Here is a 21,603-nt window from a genome sequence, read left to right on the forward strand (position 1 = left end):
GCCATGGCTCGCCTCAACGAACTCCGCCTCATGTCAAGAGTGGCCCAGATGTACCACATCGAGGGGCGACGGCAGGCTGAGATAGCGCAGCATCTTCGCCTGTCGCAGGCCACGGTCTCCCGAATGCTGAAACGTGCCGAGGCCGAGGACATCGTTCGGACGAGCGTCATTCCTCCAGTCGGCACGTACAGTGAGCTTGAGGGCGCTCTCAGGCAGAAGTACGGACTACCCGAAGCCGTCGTCGTCGAATGCAGCGAGGATCGAGACGGCGCGGTCATGGCACGGATTGGGGAAGCGGCCGCCCATCTCCTTGAGGTCACGCTTGCCCCTGGCGAGATCATTGGAGTTTCGAGTTGGAGTCAGACCATCTTCAAGATGGTCGAAAACATTCACCCGCAGAAAAGCGCCCAGGCGAAGTATGTCGTCCAGACGCTCGGGGGCATGGGCGATCCCTCGGTGCAGACACATGCCACTCAGCTGACGACTCGACTGGCGCGCCTGACCGGCGCCGAGCCGAAGCTGCTTCCGGTGCAAGGCGTGACGACCTCGCGCGAGGCCAAGCTGCTCATGCAAGCCGATCCGTTCGTCCGTGAGACGATGGACCTGTTCGGCAGCATCACACTGGCAATTGTCGGAATTGGAGCGGTCGAGCCCTCCGAGCTCCTTGCGCGATCGGGCAACATCTTTTCGTCACGGGAGCTTTCCGACCTGGCTGAAGCGGGAGCCGTTGGCGATATCTCGCTCCGGTTCTTCGACAGGAACGGTAAGGCGGTTAAGACGCCGCTCGACGAGCGCGTTATTGGTATCCCGCTCGAAGACCTCGAACGTGTGGATCGCGTGATTGCCTTAGCCGGCGGGTTTAAGAAGACCGCCGCCATCGCCGGCGCCCTTCGAATTGGGGTCATCGACATGCTTGTCACGGACAAGTTCACCGCTCAACGACTCATTGATCTGTAAAGCCAGCATTGGACGACCCAACGCGTCGGCGCCTGTATTGTCTGCCAACGGGCCGGGAGGCGAATTGCACAGGCCCTGCGAGGCTGCAGCAGTGGTCCGCCATCTCGTAGGCGATGCCCGCAAAGTCAATTGATGTCTTCAGGAATGAAGCCGCCTGTCTGACGTTTCCAAAGGCGGGCAAACAGGCCATCCTGTTCGACCAGTTCGTCCGGGCTGCCTTCTTCCACGATGCGCCCCTGATCGAGCACGACGATTCGATCCATCCTGGCGATGGTTGAAAGGCGGTGTGCGATGGCAATGACCGTCTTTCCCTCCATCACCAGATTGAGTTTTTCCTGGATGGCTGCCTCAGATTCGCTGTCGAGTGCGGAGGTCGCCTCGTCGAGCACCAGAATGGGCGCGTTCTTCAACAGGACGCGCGCAATGGCGATACGCTGGCGCTGGCCGCCGGAGAGCTTGATGCCGCGGTCGCCGACGAAGGCGTCAAAACCCTTGCGGCCTTCGCCGTCCGCAAGATCGGCAATGAACGCATCGGCCCTTGCCGTCTTTGCCGCCTGTTCGATCTCGTCCTGCGTCGCCTCTGGCCGGCCGTAGCGAATGTTGTCACCGATCGAACGGTGCAACAGCGAGACGTCCTGGGCGATGACCCCGATCGCGCGGCGAAGGCTTGCCTGCGCGACCATGCGGATGTCCTGTCCGTCGATCAAGATCGCGCCGTCGCCTATGTCGTAGAAGCGCAGCAGCAGGCTAACCAGCGTTGTCTTGCCCGCCCCGGACAAGCCGACGAGACCTACTTTTTCGCCAGGCCGCACCGTCAGCGACAGCCCATCGATCACCCGCTTGCCGGTATTATAGGCGAAGCGGACATTGTCGAAACGGATCTCCCCACGGTTGACAGTCAGTTCGGCCGCGTCCGGCCCGTCGGTGATGGTGGGCGGCGTCGTCATCACCGGCATGGCGTCCTTGATGGTGCCTATCGCCTGGAAGATCTGCTGGCCCATCTGCAGGAAGGTGAAGGTGTGCCCGGACAACCGGTGGAGGATGTAGACCGCCGCGACGAACTCGCCTACCGTGAGAAAGCCGTTGACGAGGCCCGAGAAACCGATCGAAAGAATCGACAGCCAGAGCGCCATGTTGAGCGCTACGACGATCAGTTCCGACGTCCGGTAGATGCGTTGTTCCTTGTGCTGCGTTTGCACGGCCTTCTGTAGGATGCGGCGGATGGCGCCCGCCTCGCTGTCTTCAGCAGCGAACTGTTTGATCATCTGCATGTTGCTGTAGAGATCAGTGATGGCGCCGGCGACCAGGCTGCGCTGCTTGGCGGTGCGGCGCGAGCGTTCGGCAAAGATCGGCGCAAGCCTGACGGCAAGCGCGACGTTGAGGATGATCCAGACGAGGACCGGCAGGGCGAGCTGCCAGGACAACGTGCTGAGCAGGATCATCGAGCCGACCATCTGCAGCAGAAAGCGCGGGATGGACTGGAATGCGGCAATGATCTGCTGCTGTACCGCGGACGCCACCTGCGACAGACGCGAGGCAACCTGTCCGGCAAAGAGTTCGTGAAAGAAGGCGAGATCCTGCCGTTCCACCGCCTTGTGACCCTGCCACTGGATGGCGGCCGGCATGCCGACGCCCAGCGTATGCGAGGTGAGGGTGTTTACAAGGAACGAGGCGACCGGCGTGCCCGGAAAGATCAGGAGGCCGAGAAAGGCAAGAAGCGGCCATTCGCTGTGCAGGAAGGCGAGGGCGCCTTGAGCCGTCACGCCGTCGACGATGACCGAAAGCCCCCAGACGATCGTCAGGCTGATGGCCTCGACCACCATCGAGGAAAGCGCCAGGACGATCAGAACGCCGCGGAACATCGAGATGAAGTGCAGAAGGACCGCGACCGGGCCCTCGGAGGGCAGCGGGCGGTAGGGGATCTCGAGCGGCCGGACCAGCGTCTCGAAGGGACGGTAGATCGCATCTGAAATCGACATGGGCCGCTCGGGTCAAAAATCGGGGGAGGGCTTGGGGACACAGCTACGCGGGTTCGCATAGGACCATCTTCCGGCTGCAATCTCAACTAGAAAATCTCAGCAGATGTTCGAAATTGAGGTCGTGAAAAACGGATCTGATATCGTGGGACAGCAAGCGGGCACGCGATCGCACACAGTCCCGACATCGGTCTCGGCGTGGCAGGAGTTGCTCTCAAGAGCGGCCTGCGACGCCTCGTCGCCGACATCAACTAAGGCTCGAAGCTGGTTCGCCCGTTCAACGAGATTGGGGAGCGTAACACTGCCGGGCTACCGCCGGATGATCTATCGGAGCCGTCGATCTGGAAGTTGTTAGCGGTTTGTCAACAGCACGAAGAGGCCTTGCGGGATGGGTGCAGCATCAGCGCGCCAGATCAGCATCGCCGTGGACGCCGGATCCCGACCTTTATGGCCCGCGAAAGGGCACAAGTGAAATGAGAAGCAGGAGTTCCCGCAAAACAGCGGCCTGGTGTACGCCCTTCGTGAGTATTAGTAATATAATTCGCCCCGTTGGCGGAACAATCTCGGCTGTTTTCCGTTTTGGCCGCATGACATCGGAACCAGACGAACCGGCCGTGCTGCAGTATCTGCCGTACGAAACTGACAAAGCTCTTGTTCGGCAGTTGCAATCGCTGCCGACATTTGCCGTGCCTTCAGACACTGACGCGGCTTTCAGCCCCTACTTGAAAAGACTTGACGCCATTCGCGAACGCCGCGGCGAAGGCACCTCCACAGAGTAGTTCGTAGGTGCGTCCGATTCCATCCAAGGAAATGGGGTCCTGTTCCTCGTTCGACTCGGCATCGTGCCTGTGTTGCTACACCGGCATGATCCAAGAGCCGCACCTGCAAAACCATAGCGACATCAAGGAAGATCAGGGCTGGCCTGACGGGAAGATCGAGAGCTCAGTTTGTTAACAAATGCTGTCGAAACGGAGCGGTGCCGATCAATTACCATCCAAGCAAAGCTTGGGTGCCGACAAGGCGGGCGAACGCGTTGCACCTGTTCGTCGGCACCGAGGCCTCCTTTGCCGCCGTTGCGTCATACGGTCAGCAGGTTGGCAATCCGCATAACCGCAAGTGCGCTTGCGTCGTTGCGAGCGCCCTCCTTCGTGCCCTCGGCACAGGTCCACACGTGATTCTTTTTGGCCTGGAACTCCTTGCCGTCTTGCAGAACCATTAGTTCCCCTTCGGTGATGTGGCAGATCATAGCATTGGGCATGGCGCTGACAGGCAGGTTCGACTGCGGCTGAAACACGAGATCGATGAGCGAGACTGTCTTGTAGCCGGGGATCATCGCAGCCCCCTTGCCGAGCTCCACAGCGCGGACACCCGGCGCCAACTCCTTTCCCTCGTCGGCTCGGTAGGTTTGGGCCTGCGCCGAGCTACCGCCGCCCGCCAGTGCGGCCGCTATGGCGCTAAAGGCGGCGGCGCCACCGTAGACGAAGTGCCGACGCTCCACGGACATTTCTTTGCTGTCGATAAACATGAAATCAACCTCCCTGCTAGGTTACCTCCGATTGAAGATCTCTGGCGCGCCGCAGACATCGGGCGATGGCGAGATCATCCTGAACCTCGCTCGGCGTTAAACAAGAATGCCGTGCAAACAGCTTCTAACGGCGGGGTGTTTTTCAAGCGCCGCTCTGTAAGGCGGCACGATCGCAGCTAGGATACTCCTGTCTCCCGCAGCACTCCACAAGTAAGCGGCAGAATGTTGATGTTCCAAGCCTTCTACCGGGCAATCAAAGGCGAACGGAACAAATCCCTGCCGTTTTCCGTTGCCGTCGCACGACATCGGGAAACAGACAAAGAGAGGGAGTCCAGCATCCTGAGATCTTACGATATCGCGTCTTCGCCAAGACCGGTAAACACGCGATCCTGATACGTCTTGGCAGACGATTTCGCGGGTAGGGAGGGCTCGTCATCTGATGTGCGGCAGGCCCTCGTTCCATCTGGAGGAGGACGGGATGTACGAGCGGACGATTGGGTTCTTGGTGGCGGCCGAACTGTCAGCTATGTTCTGGGCCGCTCTCTTTCTCGTGCTCGGTTCCATTTGAGGATCGTTCTGCCGGGCCACGGTCGGTTCAATTGCACTCGTCGCCGCCGACGCTCCCCGGCTCGGAAATCAAGGGTGCTCGGCCCTTTCTTGCCTTAAGTAGCATGCACACCAGTCTCTCCTTAACCGGGGGCGGCTTTGGGAAGACAGATCTTGCGGTTGTTTCAAGCAGTGTTTGCGCGGACGGCATACTGCACCGACGGACAAGTTACGACGAGGGCTCGCCTTCGGATGGGTGGGCTAAGGCGAGCCCTGGCCGTACCTTGTGCCGCTGCTGCCTTCGGAGCTTTGCGACACTTGGAGTACGCAGTACAAATTGAGGGCCCTCCCTGGCTGCACGAGGAGAGCCCTAACCTTTCGCGCGCGCAATGCGCACTTGGGTCACTCAGAACATGCATTATGCTTGAGGCGGATGATATTGGACCGAAGTCTGAATATTGGCGGGACTTTGGTCCTAGCCGGGCGTTGGTTTTCCACGAAACGTGACTGCGGCTCACATATTGAGATTATGGTAAGGGAGGCACAACCTTTTGGGGAGGGCTGCCATCAGCGAAATTCCAAACTTTATCGACGCTTTACGCCCGGGGCGCCATGGCAGACAAAGAGTCTGCCGCGGGTATGTTGCATTTCTTGATCCAAGCGCTGGACGAAGCAATTGCCGAACCAAGACGGCGCGACCTTGCTATGCCACAGGCACCAGACCAGCATTGAAGAAATGCCCGCGAGGAGCAAGGAAAGCGGTGAAACGCAGCTGCAGCGCCAAGCTCGCCAAGGGAAACAAAGTCGCTCGGCCCCGCCACCGGAAGTCGCTGGTTTTGCGGCAAAACGCCGCCGTCCGATAAGATTGTTTAACGCCTCAAGCCCACTTCGGGAGGCATCGTTTTCCCTAACCGCCCATGGTGTCGAACGGAACACCTGCTTCTTTCGCTGCTGCGATGAAGCTTGCGCGGGCTTCGTCAGGCTCTCGGAGGCCGGCTTCGACGTCGGAGCAGATCAGCAACGCGGCCATGAATGCTTTCCCCTCCGCCACCGGCCAAGAATTCGTGAGAACCTCGAGCGCCTCGGCTGTGGATGCGATGGTCGAGAGCTGCCCGGTCCTTCTGCAGATGATCATTACGGGGTGATCCCAACGTCTGTTACTCATATTCCGCCCTCGCCAGAAAAGCAGGTTAACGATGGACGGCCGCGCGATGCAAGTGGAGAACGTCTAGCATCCCTGGCAAGGCGCGGACTAGAAGAGGTCCTGCCTGATCGCAACGAATTCCAGCTGCGCCCCTCACCATCGGACATGCACAGGAAGAGAAGCGGCTTTCGCGCGGCGGACGATATCGTTTGGCCCCAGCCGGCGCTCGCAGGTGTCTCGGCCTGCCGCACCCCATTGCCACGGGTTCGACATCTTGAAAAGAATAAAAGGCGTCTGACCTGGTGGTGGGCGTTTGAACTGATGGCCAATGGGCCGCGGTAGCGAGACGACACCGAACGTTTACGAAAAGCGATCACTGATGCCTGGGTGACGGCGAATGCGTCTTCTGGTCGAGATCGCTGCCGCTTATCTGTGATGGAAGTCCCTGGATTGCATATCTGGGAAGGCGCTGCCATTTGGACCCAACAGTGTTCCGGTTGAGGATGTCCATCAGTTCAGTGGCATTTTTTTCAGTCAGATCAGTCAGTTGCTTGCACCCTATCATGGCGGGATAGCCGGTGACGGTGTCAAATACCGTCCATTTGCCGTCTTGTTCCGCGCGGCAGCCGTATGGCATGTAATGGATGTCGGAAGACATAGAACCTCCTTTCGCTGAAGGCAGCGAAGCCCACGAAACGGGGCGAACCTTAGAGGTTGCTTCAACATCATAAAATTAGCAAGCTCTTAATTAATAGTCTTGGGGCGCTGGTTCAATGGGCCAGGACGAAGGGCGTAGCAGCCGCGAACTCATCGAACAGCAGAAGCGCAGCGGCCGCAATTTCCTGTTGCGACTAAACATCCATTGGGTGGGTGCGACCAAGCTCGGCGAGCCGCGGGGCGTGGCGAACCTGTCAGTTCTCTTCGCAAGTTTTCCAACTGTGTTGAGCACCAAATGCCCTGTCATGCGTCCATCCTCTTTTTGTCGAGGCCAAACGCCCTGCATCGTTGAAAGCAGCCGCCACGCCGTGGGAATTCTCACAACATCGGCGGTTCTGGATCAGGATTGATCTGCTCGATAATGTCCGGCGTGTCGTTTTTCGGTGAGCCTACGGCTTTGCCGATCGGCCACATGGTCATCAGTTCGGAGGGGAACGGTTTCATCAGATCATCGGGCTCCGGCTCCGGCGACAGCCAGCGCTCGTAGTCCTCTGGATGCAGAATGACCGGCATACGGTCGTGGATCGCAGCCATCGTTGCATTCGCCGGGCAGGTGATGATGGCGAAGGTGCGAACATCGACGTCGGCCGCATTGCGCCAAGCTTCCCAGATGCCGGCAAGTGCGAAGGGCGCGCCTGACTTCATGGCGACGGCATACGGTTGTTTGTTCTTGCCCGTGCCCAAGATGTCCTTCCATTCGAAGAAGCCGTCGATTGGAACAAGGCAGCGGCGAGCGCGATAGGCAACCTTGAATTTGCTGTTCCTGGCGATGCCTTCTGAGCGGACATTGACCTGCGGCCGCCCTCCCGGTTTCATCCATCCAGGTATCAAGCCCCACCCCGCGCTGACGAACACCGGTCCCATGACATCCGGTTCGCGCACCATTTCCCTGATGATGATCGGATAGTCGAGCGACGGGGCGCCGTTGTACCTCGGGAACTGGTTGGCCAGGCCGAGCACGCCTTTGCGATCGGCGAAAGCAAAGGCATTCATCATGCTTTCGAGGTTGGTTTTGATGAATACGCGTCCGCACATGTCAGGGCTCACTCGAAATTCTCAAGAGCTCTATTTAACGCGCCATTTTGCCTTTGAGCAACGTCTGACGCTATTCATCTCGCTCGTATGCCGGTGCACGAGCCCAATGCGATTATTGCAAGGCGGCTCCGGCTCATGGCATGACCGTGGTGACAGGGTTGTGCGATCGGACAGGTGCGACAGTAGGTGCTGACACCCGAATACGGTCCTCGTTAGGAATGGCCCTGCCCAGAAGATCAAGGGCATTCGATGCGATCTGATCAAAAGACACGCGCAATGTGGTCAGTGGCGGTGTCAGGTGACTGACGATCGGGATGTCGTTGCAGCCCACCAGCGAGAGGTCATCGGGGACCGAAGGGCCAGGCCTCGCCAGGCCGGAGAGTCCACCGGGCGCTGTGTTATTATTGACCGCGCAGATTGCGGTGGCCGCGGCTCGACCTGCATGAGAGTTTCGGCGGCCTCCGATCCGGATCAATGCCGAATGTCGATGGAACGATGTAGGCCGGATCGATTGTTACCCCAGCTTCATTGAGGGCCTGCCTGTAGTCCTCGGCGCTACCGCGGAAACTGGAGGCATACGACGGTCCCCGCAATAACACCGATACGGAGATGCCCAAGATTAAGGAGATGCCGGGTCGCCAGATAGCCGCCGAGCTTGTCGTCGCCGACAGAGGACAGACTTCGGCCATCTGTGCGGAGTGCTACTGAGCACCGAGACCGAAATTAAGGGTGCAACAGTGCGGTGCCTTAAGGTCTCATCGGTCCGAAAGGCCAAGTCTCGAGCGGAGTTCGTCGATCCGTTTCGAGGCTTCCGCTTTCGTCAGTTTCACCGAGAAAAGCTCCGGGGCGTTCGCCTGCTCGGACAACGTCTTCAGATAGGATTGCTGGGCTCCTGTCATAGGCTCGTCGCCACTGACCCAGTCTTCAGGATCCTTTTCCAGGTTCGAATTGGTCGTATTTGCCGTCTTAGTCATCGCTTGAGCTCCTCAGTTGCGTTGATGAAACGGCCCAAGGTTCCGTAGGTTCCGAGTTAGGAGATCGGTATCCGGCAACCCGTTGGAGGTCGAGCGCGCAGGCAAGTTGACAGGCATGCGTCCCACAAAGCTGCGAATGCAAGCTTCCCGGCGACCGGCAATTGAACTCTATCCGGCTCGTGCAATTTTTATTTGATCCAAGCAGTCGTTGCAATGCCGATCGGCGTCCCCATATAAGGGCGATGGTGGCATGTTGGAACGGGCGCCGCCTTTTCGGATCGGTCTTTCGAAGCCCCGACAGGAGGACGGTAATGTCGTCCCCTAAACTTTCCAGTCATCTTACGACCGCCACTATGAGCACGATGGATCGTGTCCTCGCGAAAGCCGGCGTTTATGAACTTCGCCCGATCGAGGATCTCCCGGTCATTCTGAGCGCGACGAAGTTTCTCATCGGGCATGTGCTGAACACGCGCGTCGGTGAGGCCGGGTTGCTGTTTGCGCTTCTCAACCGCAGCGAGCAAGCCTCCGTGCCGGTCATACGTGGTCTGAAGCCTTCGATGAATGGGGGCCGCGGGAGCTCAAGCGCAATGCCTGCCCCGGCATCCCCGGCTGCTCGTTCCGATCAAGTATCAACACAATCAAACCCTGATGGAGAGAAGTGGTAATGCCCCTCAGCTTCCCAAATAGAAGTCGCAGTTTCGACGAAAATCGGAAGGGGGTCCGCTTCTTGGGCTACGATGGAATGTTCGAAGTCCGATTTCTGATCGAAGCGACCGCTCTGCGGTCCACGGATCAACCTAGTCGGTCCGAGATTGAGTGCCTCGATGCGTTCGACGCAGAGCGACCATCGATTCTGGAGGCCGCATCCAAAGCCTATAACCGTAGTCGCAGAAACAATTACACACTGACGGCAGAGGACATCCGTCGATAGCCCGTTAGATCTATAGGCGGTCAATGTCCCGCAAGGACGGGTGTGATCGAGAACCTTAGATAAGCCCTGGAGACAAGGTATGTCAGTCGATAGAAAAGATCTGGGTGTGGTAGCTCGCGCCGCAACGGCACTTCCGGAAGCGGCTGATATCGAGTCGGCCGTTTACGACGCGTTGGCATGTGCCGCCGATATCGATCCGACCTATATTTTCGTATCGGCTCACGGAGCCGAGATCACTCTTTCCGGCTGGGTCTCCGGCCGCGCCGAGATTTCCAGGGCCGTGGAGGTTACTCAGCAAACCAAGGGCGTGCAAAAAGTCCGCAATGAATTGTCGCAAACTTTGTGACCGCCGTCTTCACCATGAGGGCGTGACCTTTTCGAAAAATCAGTTACGGCGCCGAAGTTAGTCGCCGAAGGATCGTCGTCGGTTTCACGGTAACATATATTCCCGCTACCGAGGGACTCGCCAAAGAGCGACCGAGATCATGAAGACTGCAATCATATTTGACTGCGAATTTCTTTGCCTTGAAGGTTCGCAATACCGATTTTGGTGCGCGGCTCACGATCCCGATAAAATCATAGACGCAAATGTCACGGCGGGTATCGCCGAGCCAGCCTCTGAGGATTGATCGCTACGCTTTCAAAGCCCCATGGCTTTTGCAACGATCCAAGTTGGAACTCCTGCCGTCACCGCTGACGCCAGCACTATCGAGACGACCTTTATAGCGTAAGCCCGACGCTCGCGGGCGTCATCCCACTCATATCCCATCGACCAACTCCCCAACCTGTCCTCAAATAGAACCATCGAGGTCAGGGATGAGTCGAGTCACGATTCCTCAACGTCGTTAACACTGTGAGCGCGTGCCCCGATGAACCTCGGCCAGTCCGATTCCCACATCACGATCGGCCCCCGGGCGAGAGCCACCCGCAATCGTGGCTGAGGCTCAAGCTTTCATGGCTTGATGCGGCGGGGGCCGCGGAACACGGCTGAGCAGTTCCGTGGCTCGAGGGGTTCATGCGACGCTTGTGGACATCAGCCGGCCCCGCAGGGCTTGAAAACGAGACAGGCCGCATCCGCCGATGCGACCCGCCCAATTCGCGACGACTAATACAACTGCTGCGTTAGTTTTTCCTAGCGTGAGAACCCGCCAAATCGAATTACCTCTTTTGGGTAATTGTCCCCACATTTTTTGCAGCTTCACAGATACCCGTCTTGGCGCTCTACGATTTCGCAGGCTCTCTGGCGAAAGCGTTGCTACACCAGGGCACGACACGGCGGATGATGGCACGCTTGCCGTCATCTGCATTGGCCCAAATGTCAGGGGCGTCCCCTTCGCGGATGCAACCTGATCGCGAACGGTGCAAGGAGATCCCGCGACGCTTGGAATTCGCCCGAAGTCCGACCGCAAGCGACGGTTCGGCCCCATCCAGGCGGCCGAGCGCAATATTTGTGGAAGCACGCCCAACCATCACCCCCTCAATCTTTAGGGCCCGAAGCCGTCTTCCTATGTCCAAAAAAATGCCCGCCAAAGCGGGCTAGTGTGACGAAGAGGGACGTTAGCGACCACGTCCGGCAAATGAACGCATGACAAAAAAGATAGTTCCTGCGCTAGCCGATTGTGGGGCATGGAGGACGGCGCATAGCCACGTATCAAGGGTGAACCATTTACCCGGCCGGAATGCCATTACGCAACGTTCGGGCATTCAACTGTTCCCGTCCGAAACGCAGGGAGGGCAGCACCGATTCCGGCCAGAGAGCTGGATATGTTAACACAAAAAGCCCCGCAATGGCTCGGCGGCGCTCAGTCTCGCGCTTTCCAAGCCAAGAACATGCCTTTGATTCAATGCATCTTATTGTCGCGACATGCGTTGTGAATGGGACGGCAGCCAGGAGGATGAAGGGACATGATCAAGCGCAAGCTCACCGATGCCAGCGCCGAGGAACGCTACGCTCGGCTAAATGAGAAGGGATGGTTTGAGGGGAGCGCCGACGTCGGCGGCTTGCTTTTCGCCGATTGCTATCACAACGCGAAGGACGAGCCAAAGGCCGGCGAATGCGTCGCAACCGCCACGCCGAGCTCTGGTCGGTCGTGAAGATCGCCACCTTCAACGTCAACGGCATAAATGGCCGGCTCGATGTTCTCCTGCGCTGGCTGAAGGAAGCCTCGCCGGATATCGCATGTCTGCAGGAGCTGAAAACGCCTGACGAGAAGTTCCCGCGACGCGCGCTTGAGAAGGCGGGATATGGGGCCATCTGGCATGGCCAAAAAAGCTGGAACGGTGTCGCCATCCTGGCGAAAGGAAAAGAGCCTGTGAAAACCAGGCGTGGACTGCCCGGCGATCCTGACGACACGCACAGCCGGTATATTGAAGCGGTTATCGACGGCATCATCATCGGGTGCATCTATCTTCCCAACGGCAATCCGGCGCCAGGCCCGAAATTCGACTATAAGCTTCGCTGGTTCGAGCGCCTTAAAAGCTACGCTGCCGAGCTTCTGGAACTGGATGTTCCAAGCGCGCTGATAGGTGATTTCAACGTCATGCCGACCGATATCGACGTTTACGCCCCTGAGCGATGGCGAGACGACGCTTTGTTCCGGCCCGAGGTGAGGGCGGCCTACGCTGATCTTGTTTCGCAAGGCTGGATCGATGCGATCCGGCATCTCTATCCTGATCAACGCATCTACACATTCTGGAAATATTTTCGGAACGCGTTCGCTCGCGACGCCGGCCTTCGGATCGATCACTTTCTGCTAAACGCATCGTTGGCCGACGATCTGGTAGCTGCGGGCGTCGACAAGTCTGTCCGATCGCTACCGCACGCGAGTGATCATGCGCCAGCTTGGATAGAAATCCGCGATTGACAAAAACCGCGGGCGTCACGTCAGTGGGCGGCGCTGGTCGAGCGCCGTCTATGAATTTTGATTCATATGTGATTCAGGGCTCCGTCAAAGGAGGTCTCCTGATGGGGAGTTGTTGTTGTCGGGCCGCATCTTCCGCTGTCTCGCGGCTTTCCCCGCTTGATGAACGGAAGGTGCGCGCATCGCCTGTGTGTGATTTGAGGTCGAGGGACGCCCTGCCGGCGGGAGCGAGTTTGGTAGAGCTTAAAGCATCTCGAACGACGATTGACGCAGAAAATCGCCAATCGCTTCGGCAGACATCGGGGCGCCCAAGAGGTTTCCTTGCAGTCGGTCGCATTTTTTTCTGCCAAGCCAACCCGCTTGACCGGCTGTCTCGACGCCTTCTGCCGTAACCCGCATCCCCAATCCATGCGCAAGGCCGATGATGAAGCGCACGATCGTCTGGCTCTTCGGGTTCGTCTCGACATCGTTGATGAAGTGCTTGTCGATCTTGATCGTGTCGAACGGGAAGTTCTGTAGGTGGCTCAGGGACGAATAGCGAGTGCCAAAGTCGTCGAGTGCGATCCGGGTACCCAAGACCTCAAGGGTGTGGAGCGTATCAAGGTTGTTGGTCGTGCGCTCAAGCAAGACGGTTTCGGTTATTTCGAGCTCCAGCCTATCGGCCGGGAACCCGACCTCGTCGAGGATGCGAGTAATTCGGTCGGTGAAGCCGGCGCGCAGGAATTCCGCCGGAGAAAGATTGACCGATACAATAAAATGCGAGGGCCAGGTCGACGCCTCACGGCAAGCCTGTTCAAGCACCCACGCTCCAATATCGCCCATCAGGCCGTCGGCTTCGGCCATGGGAATGAAAAGACCCGGCGGAACAACACCAGCATAAGGGTGACGCCAGCGCAGCAGGGCCTCGAAGCCTATGATCCCGTCCGCAATCTCGACGAGCGGCTGATACTCAATGAAGAACTGTTGTTCCTGGAGGGCAACACGTAAGCTGCGCCTCAGCATCTCACGCTGTTCCAGCATAATCATCATCGAGCGGTTGAACGTTCTCGCCCGGCCGCGTCCGTCATTCTTGGCCGCGTAGAGCGCAATGTCGGCGGCCTTCATCAATTGTTCGCCGTCGTTGCCATCAATCGGGGCAATGGCAATTCCGACGCTCGCGCCCACAAACACACTGATCCCGTCGATGGTAAACGGATCTTTGAACGCCCGGACCAGGGATTCGGCCAGACGCTCTGCTTCAGCGGGTTGGTCGTCACAAGATTGAATGACGGCAAATTCATCGCCTGCGAGCCTGTAGGCGGTCTCACCGTCGCGAAGCACGGCCTCGATCCGTTCCGCCGTCATCTTGAGCACGATATCGCCGGCGCCATGACCAAGGGTGTCGTTGACCGGCTTGAAGTCATCGAGATCGATCTGCATCAATGCAAGCTTGTGCCCGGCAAGCATCGGGAGATTCGCCTGAAGATCGCTGCTGAACTGGCGACGGTTGGCCAGTCCCGTCAATGCGTCATGCCTAGCCTGATGAAGAAGCAAAGCTCGATCTGCATCTCCATTCGGCGCCTTCGAACGAGCCGCCTCGTTTCGCGTCTCGATGACGCCCAGTCCCCGTTCTGTGCTGAAAAGGAGAAGATTGCGCCCGTCATTGGACGCGCCAGGTTCAATCGCAATATTGCACGGGATGGCGCCGGCAAGCACGGCCTCGACAAGCGATTTGCGGTCGGGGTCCAGCAGTTCTGGATATACCTGCCAAAGAGTCGCATCGAGCGCGGCTACGATTCTGTAGGCCTGCGCAACCTTTGCAGAGCATTTTACCAGTCTTAGGCTATTCCCATAATAAGAAACAAATTCATCAGCTTGACCGTTCATAGACGCAGCCACATTAGAATCTTTCATTCCCACCTCAGGCTGTTGAGACATTGCTGACATGCTGAAGGTCATTTTTTCAATCAGGTTTCGCTTTGGTCAGCAAGATAACAACTAGGGAGCGTCAAATGAAAAGAAAGTGTCCGGAATCGGCCTTCATTCAGATCCCTCGCGATCCTGGCGGCATATCGAAAAGTGCGGTATGACGCAGCATCTGTCACCAAAGCCAGCTTCGCAATCAAACGCCGTCGGGAGACGCAAACAAAGTTCATATGGTAACCACGCGAGAGAAGCCTCGTGCTTTTTTTCGCGCCGATCAGCGAGATTGCGGCCGGCTCGGAGCGTCTTTCTACGCCCTCTCGTGGATAGCGTCGCGGATAGCTTCGATTGCGACCTTGATCTTTCGCGCTGTTTCGGCATCGATCCCCACAACTTCGCTGATGCACTTTAAAACTGGCGCGGTACGATCCTTAAGCGCCCGACCCTCAGCCGTGAGGTGAAGAAGCACCTGGCGCTCGTCCTGCCGATTGCGTGTGCGAGTGACAAGACCCGCCGACTCCAGTCGCTTCAGCAAGGGCGTCAAGGTACTGGAGTCCAGGAACAAAGCCTCTCCGAGTTCCTTGACGGTGCGTCCGTCGCGGCTCCAGAGCGAAACCAAAACCAGATATTGAGGGTAGGAAAGACCGAGATCGGCAAGCAGGCCGATAGAGCTGGTTGAAGGCGTGACCCGTCGAATAGATGGAAAAACATAGCATTTTTCCGATATCAGGGGGGTCGAGTTCTATCGGCTGCGTTGGCGTTCATGGCACTCTCCATCCTTCTGAAAATATTTTGTGCGCGATCTGTTTGCAAGCTATTGACTGCAATATCCCGCTCGTCTATTTAGATTGCACACAAACAAATCGCACGCAACTTACATGCCGGATGCTGTTTCGCTAATTTCAGTGCCAACGTGTTCTCCTCAAAAATTGAACATCACTTAAAAACGGCTGAGCCACTCCGAGACCTGAAACCACCAACGATAGAAAGGAAATGACATGTCCAAGTTTGTTACCGCCGTCGCCCTTGCTGGTGCTCTTTTTGCAGGTGCCGCTGCCGCACAGTCGGGCAAGCCCACCGTCGTCCTCGTGCATGGCGCATTTGCCGACTCTTCGAGCTGGAACGGCGTCATCCAAATTCTCGAAAAGGACGGCTATCCGGTCGTCGCCGCGGCCAACCCACTGCGCAGTGTTTCGAGTGATGCCGCATATGTCTCAAACGTCGTGAGCAGTATCGAGGGTCCCGTCGTCCTCGTCGGCCACTCCTATGGCGGGCAAGTGATATCGAACGCGGCAAGGGGTCATGACAACGTCAAGTCGCTCGTCTATGTCGCAGCCTTCGCACCGGAAGCTGGAGAAGCGGCAGCGGACCTGGCCGGAAAATTTCCGGGTGGCACACTTGGCGAAGCGCTCGCGGCCCCCGTCAAGTTGCCCGATGGCGGCGTAGACCTTTACATCGACAAGGCAAAGTTCCACCAGCAGTTTGCACACGACGTAGCGTCGGAACAAGCCGCTCTTATGGCGGCGGGACAGCGCCCGATCGCCGAGGCGGCGCTGACCGAGAAATCCGGCGAGCCCGCCTGGAAAACCTTGCCTTCATGGTTCATCTATGGCGATGGTGACAAGAATATCCCGGCAAAGGCGCTAGGCTTCATGGCGGAGCGGGCAGGCTCCAAGAACACTGTCGTGGTCGAAGGCGCTTCCCATGTCGTGATGACCTCGAAGCCGCAAGTCGTCGCCGACTTGATCGAAGAAGCCGCGCAATAGAGGCAACTGCCATTTCGCAATCGAAAAGGTCGGTGCGTCCTCGCACCGGCCACCTTCGTGCCGATGCGAATCGGGTGCTGCCCGCAATACGCTGCTGCCATATTCGGAGGATCTGGCCGGAGCCGCGGCTGATGACGAGCATCATGTCCCGGCCGACTCCGGATAGTTGATAGGCAAGAACAGCACCTAGAAATGAAGCGTAGGTCGGGAGATCGTGCGTTCCTCTGACACAGCTTGCCTCTGACACAGCTTGCGCGGATTGAGGTTCCCGAGGGAATCCGTCACCAAGGGGCTCAATGCAACTCAGTTTCGGCTTATCATGGGCGTTCCAGAAAAGTCCGAACTAAGCCGGCCACCCTTTCAGGGTCTTCCCAGTGGAGGTTATGGCCATGGCCGGGAAGAGAAATGAGCTCCGCGCCGGCGATCGCTTCAAGCATCTGGGCCTGATGTTCCTTAGTCGCGATGATATCCTCCTCACCTCGCAGGATGAGGGTCGGCGCGGAAATATCCTGGAGAAGTGGCGACGGGTCATAGGCAAGCTGCTCGTAATAAATCGAATGCCAGATGCGTGACGGCAAGGCGGCGCTTTCGCGTCGAGCATGGGCAAGAAAATTCTCGTCGACCGGAGGTTTTCCAGCACACCATTCCCGTATGAATGCGCATTCTGGATCGATCGGATCGCGGAGCATCTGGATGGTTTCCCACAACCACCCCCGACGTTCGCGCAGCGCGGCCGAGGTCGATAAGAGAACGATTTTGCGAACGAGACGAGGCCAGCGCTCAGCGACCGCTCGCGCAAGCCGCCCACCAAGCGAATGGCCGACCACGTGGGTCGGCACAAGACCCAGCGTCTCTATGAGGAACCGGACATCAGTTGCCATCTCGGGTATCGTGTAGCAGCCCTCAGGCTTGTCAGAATGCCCGTGGCCGCGCAGGTCCGGCGCAACCACGCGGAAGCCTGTCGCGAGATATGGCGCGGCGAGGCTCCAACTTCTGGCGCTGTCGGCAAATCCGTGGAGCAGGAGGATCGGCACGCCGTCAGGGTCGCCCATCTCGACATAGGCAAGCCGAAGACCATTCGAAAGAACGGCGTTCCGCTTCAGCGCCGAAAATTGCCCTTGCGAAATCGGTTCGACCAAACGTTCACCCTCAATGCCAACTTCATAATGTTAACATGACCCGCGGGGATTGGTGAGGTCCGCTTTCGGAGCCAGAAAACTAAGCAAGATCGCCGCCGTCGATCCCGATGACGTGTCCGCTTATATAGGAACTGGCATCGCTGGCGAGGAAAACGACCAGGGACGCAACCTCCTCCGGCGTGCCGGCGCGCCGCATAGGGTAGGGGCCAACGAGTTGTTCGGTCGTCACCTTCCAGTCGCGCCGCACCCGCTCGAGCATCGGAGTCTCGATCGCTCCGGGCGCGATGGCGTTGATGCGTACGTGCCGTCCGTACTCCTGTGCGGCGGCGCGAGTCATGTGGATGACGGCAGCCTTTGAAGCTCCGTAGGCGACGATGTTTGGAAAGGCATGCCGGCCGCCGATCGAAGACATGTTGATCATCACCCCTTCGGAGCGGACGAGATACGGCAGCTCGTATTTCATTGCGACGAAGACACCGCGCAGGTTCGTCGCAATCTGATCATCGAAGCCGGCAATATCGGTGTCGGCGATTGGCGCTGGCGGCAGCTCGATGCCAGCATTGTTGAAGGCAATGTCGAGGCGGCCGTAACGCTCGACTGTTTCAGCTACGAAACGCTCGACCTGATGGGCGTCGCGCACGTCCGATTTGATATAGACGACCTCGCCGCCAGTGGCCCGAATCCGCCCTTCCCCTTCGCGCCCGAGTGCTTCTCGCCGGCCGTTGAACGCAACCTTGGCTCCGGCCTGAGCTAGGACGCCGGCGGTCGCCGCGCCGATGCCAGACGTTCCCCCGGTAACGATTGCGACCTTACCCTGAAGGACACCGGGAGCCTGCGCCGCTGCCGGTTTAGCGGCGAACCCCGCGCCGACCGTTGCGCCAGCAACAAGCATGCCAGTGAGAATGTCGCGGCGTGGCAGAACCATTGTGTCGGATATAATTGCGTCGGTCATGTCCTATCTCCTCTACCGTCGATGGACAGAGCCTAACTGAGGAAATTCCCGGGAAAAATCCCAATCTCCTTTCAGCATTTTAAAGCATGGGTTAATAATCGACGCATGAGCTTGCGACAGGATCCATTCTTTGGCCTCCCAGCTTTCCTTGCGGCGGCGGCGGCGGGCAGCTTCACCGCAGCGGCTGCGCGACTGGGTGTGTCGCCAGCTGCCGTAAGCCAGGCGGTGAAGTCCCTCGAAGAAAAGCTTGGGACGCCTTTGTTCATCCGCACGACACGGCGCGTCGGCCTGACGGAAGCCGGCGCGGCTCTGCTGGCGCGCACCGCTCCTGCGGCCGCCGAAATCATCGCCGCTGTCGAGGACGTCGCCTCAGTGCACGAACCGTCGGGATTGTTGCGCCTCACAGTGCCGCGCATGGCGGTGCCGTTGGTTATGGAGCCTGTCGTTCCCGCGCTGAGGCGCGTGTATCCGAGGGTCGCAGTCGAAGTGGCGGTCGAGGATGCGACAATCGACCTGTCCGCACGCAGTTTCGATGCCGGCATCCGCATCGGCGAGTATGTCGAGCGCGATATGGTCGCGGTGCGTCTTTCCCGGGACATTACCTGGGCGGTCGTGGCGAGCCCCGCATATCTCGCCGCTCGCGGCCGACCCGAGGCACCACAGGACCTGGCGGGCCATGAGGCAATTCGGTATCGCTTTCCGAATTCGGGCGCGCTCTACAGGTGGGAATTCGAACGCGACGGCCGGAGCTTCTCCGTCGACCCGCCGGGTAGCCTGATCGTCAACGACGGTGCGCTGCTCGTCTCCTGGGCGCAGGCCGGCCTTGGCCTCGCCTATGTCGCCGATATCGCCGTAGAAGCGGAATTGCGCGCCGGCCAACTTATTCGTGTGCTTGAGCAGTTCCTGCCGACGACGCCTGGTCTTTTCCTTTACTTTCCGCGGCGCGCTCAAGCCCAACCGAAGCTGCGCGCCTTCATCGATCTGGCAAGACAGGTCTTGCGGCCAGGACGCTGAGCGCGCTTGCCGCGGTCAGCCCAGAGACGTCATATTGGCGTCGATGCTAACCACGCTCGATGTTGAGATAAGCTGCCCGTATAGCATGCGCTGTATACCGGGGAACTTTTCCTTCTCATGCGCGTTGTTGGTTGCTCGCTTTTTTAGCGCCCTCCAGTCGCTGAAGTCGACGTGCACGCTAGTGCAGTGGGATCATCCCTTGGGCACTAGACTGATGGCTTGGGCTCGCCTTCGACCCCTCTCTAGACGAGCACTTGTCGCAATAACTTCGTGAGGTACCTTACCCCGCTTTTGGCGGGGTTTCTGTTGGCTTCTTAGGGAGTGTTGAGGAAACCAACCATGACCAGAGACCATTTCTCTGCCCGTGAAATGCCTTTGCAGAACGACGATGTTGAAATCTGCAAGAGAATCTTCGATCGCATTTGTACTACCCATCACATAACGAGCGATGCTGAGCGCGACCAACTCGCAAGCCAGATCATCTATTTCTATCAGCACGGTGTCACCAACGAACAAAGCCTGGAGAGGCTAATTGCTAGCATCGCCGGCGATGAAAACATTGACGTGACCGAAACCTCGGTTCAGCTCACCGAAAAACAAAGACCAAGGTGATAGTTCGAATAAGCCCGCAATATTACGCCAGACGCGACGAAGATGGCAGCTGGTCGATTGTCGACACGGAGACGCGCAAGGTCGCTGTCATTGCTGAAACGCTGCCGCTCGAACGCCTTGATGAAGCTACGGCCATGGAGATTGTCGATGCCCTGAGAAAGAGGCATCTGACTTCTGAAGAACCCGGCGGCACCTCCGCTGAAGGTGCGCGACCGTACTAATCCTTTTTAGCTAGTTTGCTGGCGTGCTGACTTTTGGCATCATTTTTACAGGGACTCAAAGGACCGTGATTCCCAGTGCAGCGGGAATTGAGATGAGCTCCCGCGGCACGAGGTGCGACAGGGCTCGCCATTTTTGAACCTTTTGGACGAGCCCTCGTCGTATTCTTCAGGTCACGGCAGCAGTTTCTCGGTACGCACTTCGGGTAGCATGCAGGCATCGCCTGTCACCGAGCGCACTTCCGAAGATCTCGATCAGGCAACAGGTTGGAGGTTTGCGAGGGCTTCGGCGATCCGCTGCGGCGCCTTAGGACGCGCGTACATCCGCTCAAGATAAGCTTTGAGATTTGGACAGCCGTCAACCAGGCCATTTTCATTACCCCAGTCCACAACATAGGCGGTGACGCAATCAGCGATGGTTATTTTGTCGCCGACGATGAACTGACGCCCGTCCATGTGACGCTCAAGTATTGCCGCCATTGCCATAAACTCCTCTCTGGCGAGAGCTATGTCTTCTGGCAGTCGTTTGTCTTCGGGATATATAAAGGTGTGCTTGGCGATCCGCCACAGCGGCTGTTCAAGTTCGGTCACCGCAAACATAGACCAGCGATACGCCCGCGCCCGCTCCCTTAGGTCGGCGGGCATAAGCCCTTTGGCACCATACTTCTCTGCTAAATACATGACGATCGCGGCGGATTCTGTAAGTACAAGGTCACCGTCAACCAGCACTGGGAGTTTTCCGGCGGGATTGAGGCGCAGGAAGTCGGGGCGACGGTTTTCGCCAGCCAGGAGATTGACGGGAACAAACTCGAATTCCGCATCAAGCTCTTGAAGGGCCCAAAGTGCGCGAAGCGAGCGCGTCGGACCTAATCCATATAGTTTCATCATCTTGATTTCCTCAGTTTCAAAAAGACAGCGTCACGGCGTTGACAAGTGCGTAGGGGGTGGGAAGTAGAACGCTTCGGCCACCTAAGCTGTCAGAACCGGGGCCCCCGAGTGACCGATGTGATGTTTCTGGACGTTTCCAAGTTGGAACTGCACGCCAGTCCTCGGCCGAGCGGTCGGAACGTTGTAATGGCCTGCGACAATCATCATGTTCATTCTCCTCCCATCATTGAATTCGTCGTCGCATTCCAAGGACGTTGGAGGAAAATCCGATCCGACAGCGGGTCACAAAAAAAGTCATCCGTGCTGCTTTCACGATATCCAAGGGGTGCAAGCGGCAAGGAACTTCTTTCACCGAGGCAATTCGACACCTCCTTACCCATTATGCCAGCAGCGCAGATTAGGTTCCTTGGCGGCTTGATTGTGATTTCTCGGGACGAAGGAGGGTC

Annotated in this window: 20 protein-coding genes and 3 pseudogenes; 11 read left to right on the plus strand and 12 right to left on the minus strand. The window is 58.2% G+C overall.

Annotation, left to right across the window (positions count from 1 at the left end; translation table 11 throughout):
* Nucleotides 1-3: 3 nt before the first annotated feature.
* Nucleotides 4-957: a sugar-binding transcriptional regulator gene (locus ACZ9DP_RS04580; protein WP_022712627.1), complete on the plus strand. Its 954-nt coding sequence runs from the start codon at nt 4-6 to the stop codon at nt 955-957.
* Nucleotides 958-1,082: 125 nt separating this feature from the next.
* Here ACZ9DP_RS04580 and ACZ9DP_RS04585 read toward each other — a convergent pair whose 3' ends face one another.
* From ACZ9DP_RS04585 to ACZ9DP_RS04600, 4 genes are all read right to left on the minus strand, one after another.
* On the minus strand, nt 1,083-2,936 hold the full coding sequence (locus tag ACZ9DP_RS04585) for an ABC transporter ATP-binding protein (RefSeq protein WP_476200476.1): 1,854 nt from the start codon (nt 2,934-2,936) through the stop codon (nt 1,083-1,085).
* A 1,075-nt stretch (nt 2,937-4,011) separates the two neighbouring features.
* Nucleotides 4,012-4,458, minus strand: coding sequence for a hypothetical protein (locus ACZ9DP_RS04590; protein ID WP_283072862.1), 447 nt, complete (start codon nt 4,456-4,458; stop codon nt 4,012-4,014).
* Between the two features lie 1,453 nt (nt 4,459-5,911).
* Nucleotides 5,912-6,169 carry a DUF982 domain-containing protein gene (locus ACZ9DP_RS04595; protein ID WP_239603154.1) on the minus strand — a complete coding sequence of 86 codons (258 nt, stop codon included), beginning with the start codon at nt 6,167-6,169 and terminating at the stop codon, nt 5,912-5,914.
* A 352-nt stretch (nt 6,170-6,521) separates the two neighbouring features.
* The gene (locus ACZ9DP_RS04600; protein WP_194732003.1) at nt 6,522-6,806 is read right to left on the minus strand and encodes a hypothetical protein; all 285 of its coding nucleotides are present in this window, start codon (nt 6,804-6,806) and stop codon (nt 6,522-6,524) included.
* A 115-nt stretch (nt 6,807-6,921) separates the two neighbouring features.
* On the opposite strand from ACZ9DP_RS04600, the gene ACZ9DP_RS04605 reads away from it, so the two are divergent.
* Nucleotides 6,922-7,215, plus strand: coding sequence for a hypothetical protein (locus ACZ9DP_RS04605; RefSeq protein ID WP_476200478.1), 294 nt, complete (start codon nt 6,922-6,924; stop codon nt 7,213-7,215).
* Here the strand turns inward: ACZ9DP_RS04605 and ACZ9DP_RS04610 are convergent.
* The 3 genes and pseudogenes from ACZ9DP_RS04610 to ACZ9DP_RS04620 all read right to left on the minus strand — a co-directional run bounded on the left by ACZ9DP_RS04610 (nt 7,184) and on the right by ACZ9DP_RS04620 (nt 8,874).
* Nucleotides 7,184-7,900 carry an SOS response-associated peptidase gene (locus tag ACZ9DP_RS04610; protein ID WP_074072491.1) on the minus strand — a complete coding sequence of 239 codons (717 nt, stop codon included), beginning with the start codon at nt 7,898-7,900 and terminating at the stop codon, nt 7,184-7,186. The genes ACZ9DP_RS04605 and ACZ9DP_RS04610 overlap by 32 nt on opposite strands.
* Nucleotides 7,901-8,033: 133 nt before the next feature.
* Nucleotides 8,034-8,605, minus strand: a pseudogene (locus ACZ9DP_RS04615) (substrate-binding domain-containing protein); the annotation flags it as partial.
* Nucleotides 8,606-8,655: 50 nt separating this feature from the next.
* Nucleotides 8,656-8,874: a DUF3072 domain-containing protein gene (locus ACZ9DP_RS04620; protein WP_476200480.1), complete on the minus strand. Its 219-nt coding sequence runs from the start codon at nt 8,872-8,874 to the stop codon at nt 8,656-8,658.
* Between the two features lie 664 nt (nt 8,875-9,538).
* Here ACZ9DP_RS04620 and ACZ9DP_RS04625 point away from each other — a divergent pair.
* The 5 genes and pseudogenes from ACZ9DP_RS04625 (at nt 9,539) to xth (ending at nt 12,669) form a co-directional block, all read left to right on the plus strand.
* Nucleotides 9,539-9,805 (plus strand): DUF1488 family protein, encoded by a 267-nt coding sequence (locus ACZ9DP_RS04625; RefSeq protein ID WP_074072487.1) that lies wholly within the window; start codon nt 9,539-9,541, stop codon nt 9,803-9,805.
* Between the two features lie 79 nt (nt 9,806-9,884).
* A complete protein-coding gene (locus ACZ9DP_RS04630) occupies nt 9,885-10,151 on the plus strand; it encodes a BON domain-containing protein (RefSeq protein WP_194730686.1) in 267 nt (88 codons plus the stop codon).
* A 139-nt stretch (nt 10,152-10,290) separates the two neighbouring features.
* Nucleotides 10,291-10,386: pseudogene (locus tag ACZ9DP_RS04635) on the plus strand (exonuclease); the annotation flags it as partial.
* Between the two features lie 1,324 nt (nt 10,387-11,710).
* Nucleotides 11,711-11,899, plus strand: a complete 189-nt coding sequence (locus tag ACZ9DP_RS04640) for a hypothetical protein (protein WP_476200481.1) — start codon at nt 11,711-11,713, stop codon at nt 11,897-11,899.
* Complete coding sequence (gene xth / locus ACZ9DP_RS04645; RefSeq protein ID WP_476202199.1) at nt 11,896-12,669, plus strand: exodeoxyribonuclease III; 774 nt, start codon at nt 11,896-11,898, stop codon at nt 12,667-12,669. Before ACZ9DP_RS04640 ends, xth begins: the two co-directional genes overlap by 4 nt.
* Before the next feature lie 240 nt (nt 12,670-12,909).
* On the opposite strand, the gene ACZ9DP_RS04650 is transcribed toward xth, so the two are convergent.
* Together ACZ9DP_RS04650 and ACZ9DP_RS04655 are read right to left on the minus strand one after the other, a co-directional pair.
* A complete protein-coding gene (locus ACZ9DP_RS04650) occupies nt 12,910-14,559 on the minus strand; it encodes a putative bifunctional diguanylate cyclase/phosphodiesterase (RefSeq protein WP_476200482.1) in 1,650 nt (549 codons plus the stop codon).
* A gap of 319 nt (nt 14,560-14,878) precedes the next feature.
* A pseudogene (locus tag ACZ9DP_RS04655) lies at nt 14,879-15,284 on the minus strand (MarR family winged helix-turn-helix transcriptional regulator).
* A 282-nt stretch (nt 15,285-15,566) separates the two neighbouring features.
* Here ACZ9DP_RS04655 and ACZ9DP_RS04660 point away from each other — a divergent pair.
* Nucleotides 15,567-16,334, plus strand: coding sequence for an alpha/beta fold hydrolase (locus ACZ9DP_RS04660; RefSeq protein ID WP_476200483.1), 768 nt, complete (start codon nt 15,567-15,569; stop codon nt 16,332-16,334).
* Nucleotides 16,335-16,651: 317 nt separating this feature from the next.
* Here the strand turns inward: ACZ9DP_RS04660 and ACZ9DP_RS04665 are convergent, their stop codons facing one another.
* Nucleotides 16,652-17,473 (minus strand): alpha/beta fold hydrolase, encoded by an 822-nt coding sequence (locus ACZ9DP_RS04665; protein WP_476200485.1) that lies wholly within the window; start codon nt 17,471-17,473, stop codon nt 16,652-16,654.
* A gap of 79 nt (nt 17,474-17,552) precedes the next feature.
* On the minus strand, nt 17,553-18,425 hold the full coding sequence (locus ACZ9DP_RS04670) for an SDR family NAD(P)-dependent oxidoreductase (protein WP_476200487.1): 873 nt from the start codon (nt 18,423-18,425) through the stop codon (nt 17,553-17,555).
* A 105-nt stretch (nt 18,426-18,530) separates the two neighbouring features.
* Here ACZ9DP_RS04670 and ACZ9DP_RS04675 point away from each other — a divergent pair, with 105 nt between their 5' ends.
* The 3 genes from ACZ9DP_RS04675 to ACZ9DP_RS04685 all read left to right on the plus strand — a co-directional run bounded on the left by ACZ9DP_RS04675 (nt 18,531) and on the right by ACZ9DP_RS04685 (nt 20,272).
* On the plus strand, nt 18,531-19,439 hold the full coding sequence (locus tag ACZ9DP_RS04675; protein WP_476200488.1) for a LysR family transcriptional regulator: 909 nt from the start codon (nt 18,531-18,533) through the stop codon (nt 19,437-19,439).
* 339 nt (nt 19,440-19,778) lie between these two features.
* Complete coding sequence (locus ACZ9DP_RS04680) at nt 19,779-20,051, plus strand: hypothetical protein (RefSeq protein ID WP_246763403.1); 273 nt, start codon at nt 19,779-19,781, stop codon at nt 20,049-20,051.
* Complete coding sequence (locus ACZ9DP_RS04685) at nt 20,048-20,272, plus strand: hypothetical protein (RefSeq protein WP_476200489.1); 225 nt, start codon at nt 20,048-20,050, stop codon at nt 20,270-20,272. Before ACZ9DP_RS04680 ends, ACZ9DP_RS04685 begins: the two co-directional genes overlap by 4 nt.
* 252 nt (nt 20,273-20,524) lie before the next feature.
* Here ACZ9DP_RS04685 and ACZ9DP_RS04690 read toward each other — a convergent pair whose 3' ends face one another.
* Complete coding sequence (locus tag ACZ9DP_RS04690; protein ID WP_083636006.1) at nt 20,525-21,157, minus strand: glutathione S-transferase family protein; 633 nt, start codon at nt 21,155-21,157, stop codon at nt 20,525-20,527.
* Between the last annotated feature and the right edge of the window lie 446 nt (nt 21,158-21,603).

This window comes from Rhizobium sp. USDA 4016 (genome assembly GCF_056279705.1).

Excerpts from the sequence above, each read along its gene's own strand:
- ACZ9DP_RS04580 (WP_022712627.1), top strand. The coding sequence starts at position 4 with ATGGCTCGCCTCAACGAACTCCGCCTCATGTCAAGAGTGGCCCAGATG.
- ACZ9DP_RS04585 (WP_476200476.1), bottom strand. The coding sequence starts at position 2,936 with ATGTCGATTTCAGATGCGATCTACCGTCCCTTCGAGACGCTGGTCCGG.
- ACZ9DP_RS04590 (WP_283072862.1), bottom strand. The coding sequence starts at position 4,458 with ATGTTTATCGACAGCAAAGAAATGTCCGTGGAGCGTCGGCACTTCGTC.
- ACZ9DP_RS04595 (WP_239603154.1), bottom strand. The coding sequence starts at position 6,169 with ATGAGTAACAGACGTTGGGATCACCCCGTAATGATCATCTGCAGAAGG.
- ACZ9DP_RS04600 (WP_194732003.1), bottom strand. The coding sequence starts at position 6,806 with ATGTCTTCCGACATCCATTACATGCCATACGGCTGCCGCGCGGAACAA.
- ACZ9DP_RS04605 (WP_476200478.1), top strand. The coding sequence starts at position 6,922 with ATGGGCCAGGACGAAGGGCGTAGCAGCCGCGAACTCATCGAACAGCAG.
- ACZ9DP_RS04610 (WP_074072491.1), bottom strand. The coding sequence starts at position 7,900 with ATGTGCGGACGCGTATTCATCAAAACCAACCTCGAAAGCATGATGAAT.
- ACZ9DP_RS04620 (WP_476200480.1), bottom strand. The coding sequence starts at position 8,874 with ATGACTAAGACGGCAAATACGACCAATTCGAACCTGGAAAAGGATCCT.
- ACZ9DP_RS04625 (WP_074072487.1), top strand. The coding sequence starts at position 9,539 with ATGCCCCTCAGCTTCCCAAATAGAAGTCGCAGTTTCGACGAAAATCGG.
- ACZ9DP_RS04630 (WP_194730686.1), top strand. The coding sequence starts at position 9,885 with ATGTCAGTCGATAGAAAAGATCTGGGTGTGGTAGCTCGCGCCGCAACG.
- ACZ9DP_RS04640 (WP_476200481.1), top strand. The coding sequence starts at position 11,711 with ATGATCAAGCGCAAGCTCACCGATGCCAGCGCCGAGGAACGCTACGCT.
- ACZ9DP_RS04650 (WP_476200482.1), bottom strand. The coding sequence starts at position 14,559 with ATGAAAGATTCTAATGTGGCTGCGTCTATGAACGGTCAAGCTGATGAA.
- ACZ9DP_RS04660 (WP_476200483.1), top strand. The coding sequence starts at position 15,567 with ATGTCCAAGTTTGTTACCGCCGTCGCCCTTGCTGGTGCTCTTTTTGCA.
- ACZ9DP_RS04670 (WP_476200487.1), bottom strand. The coding sequence starts at position 18,425 with ATGACCGACGCAATTATATCCGACACAATGGTTCTGCCACGCCGCGAC.
- ACZ9DP_RS04675 (WP_476200488.1), top strand. The coding sequence starts at position 18,531 with ATGAGCTTGCGACAGGATCCATTCTTTGGCCTCCCAGCTTTCCTTGCG.
- ACZ9DP_RS04680 (WP_246763403.1), top strand. The coding sequence starts at position 19,779 with ATGACCAGAGACCATTTCTCTGCCCGTGAAATGCCTTTGCAGAACGAC.
- ACZ9DP_RS04690 (WP_083636006.1), bottom strand. The coding sequence starts at position 21,157 with ATGATGAAACTATATGGATTAGGTCCGACGCGCTCGCTTCGCGCACTT.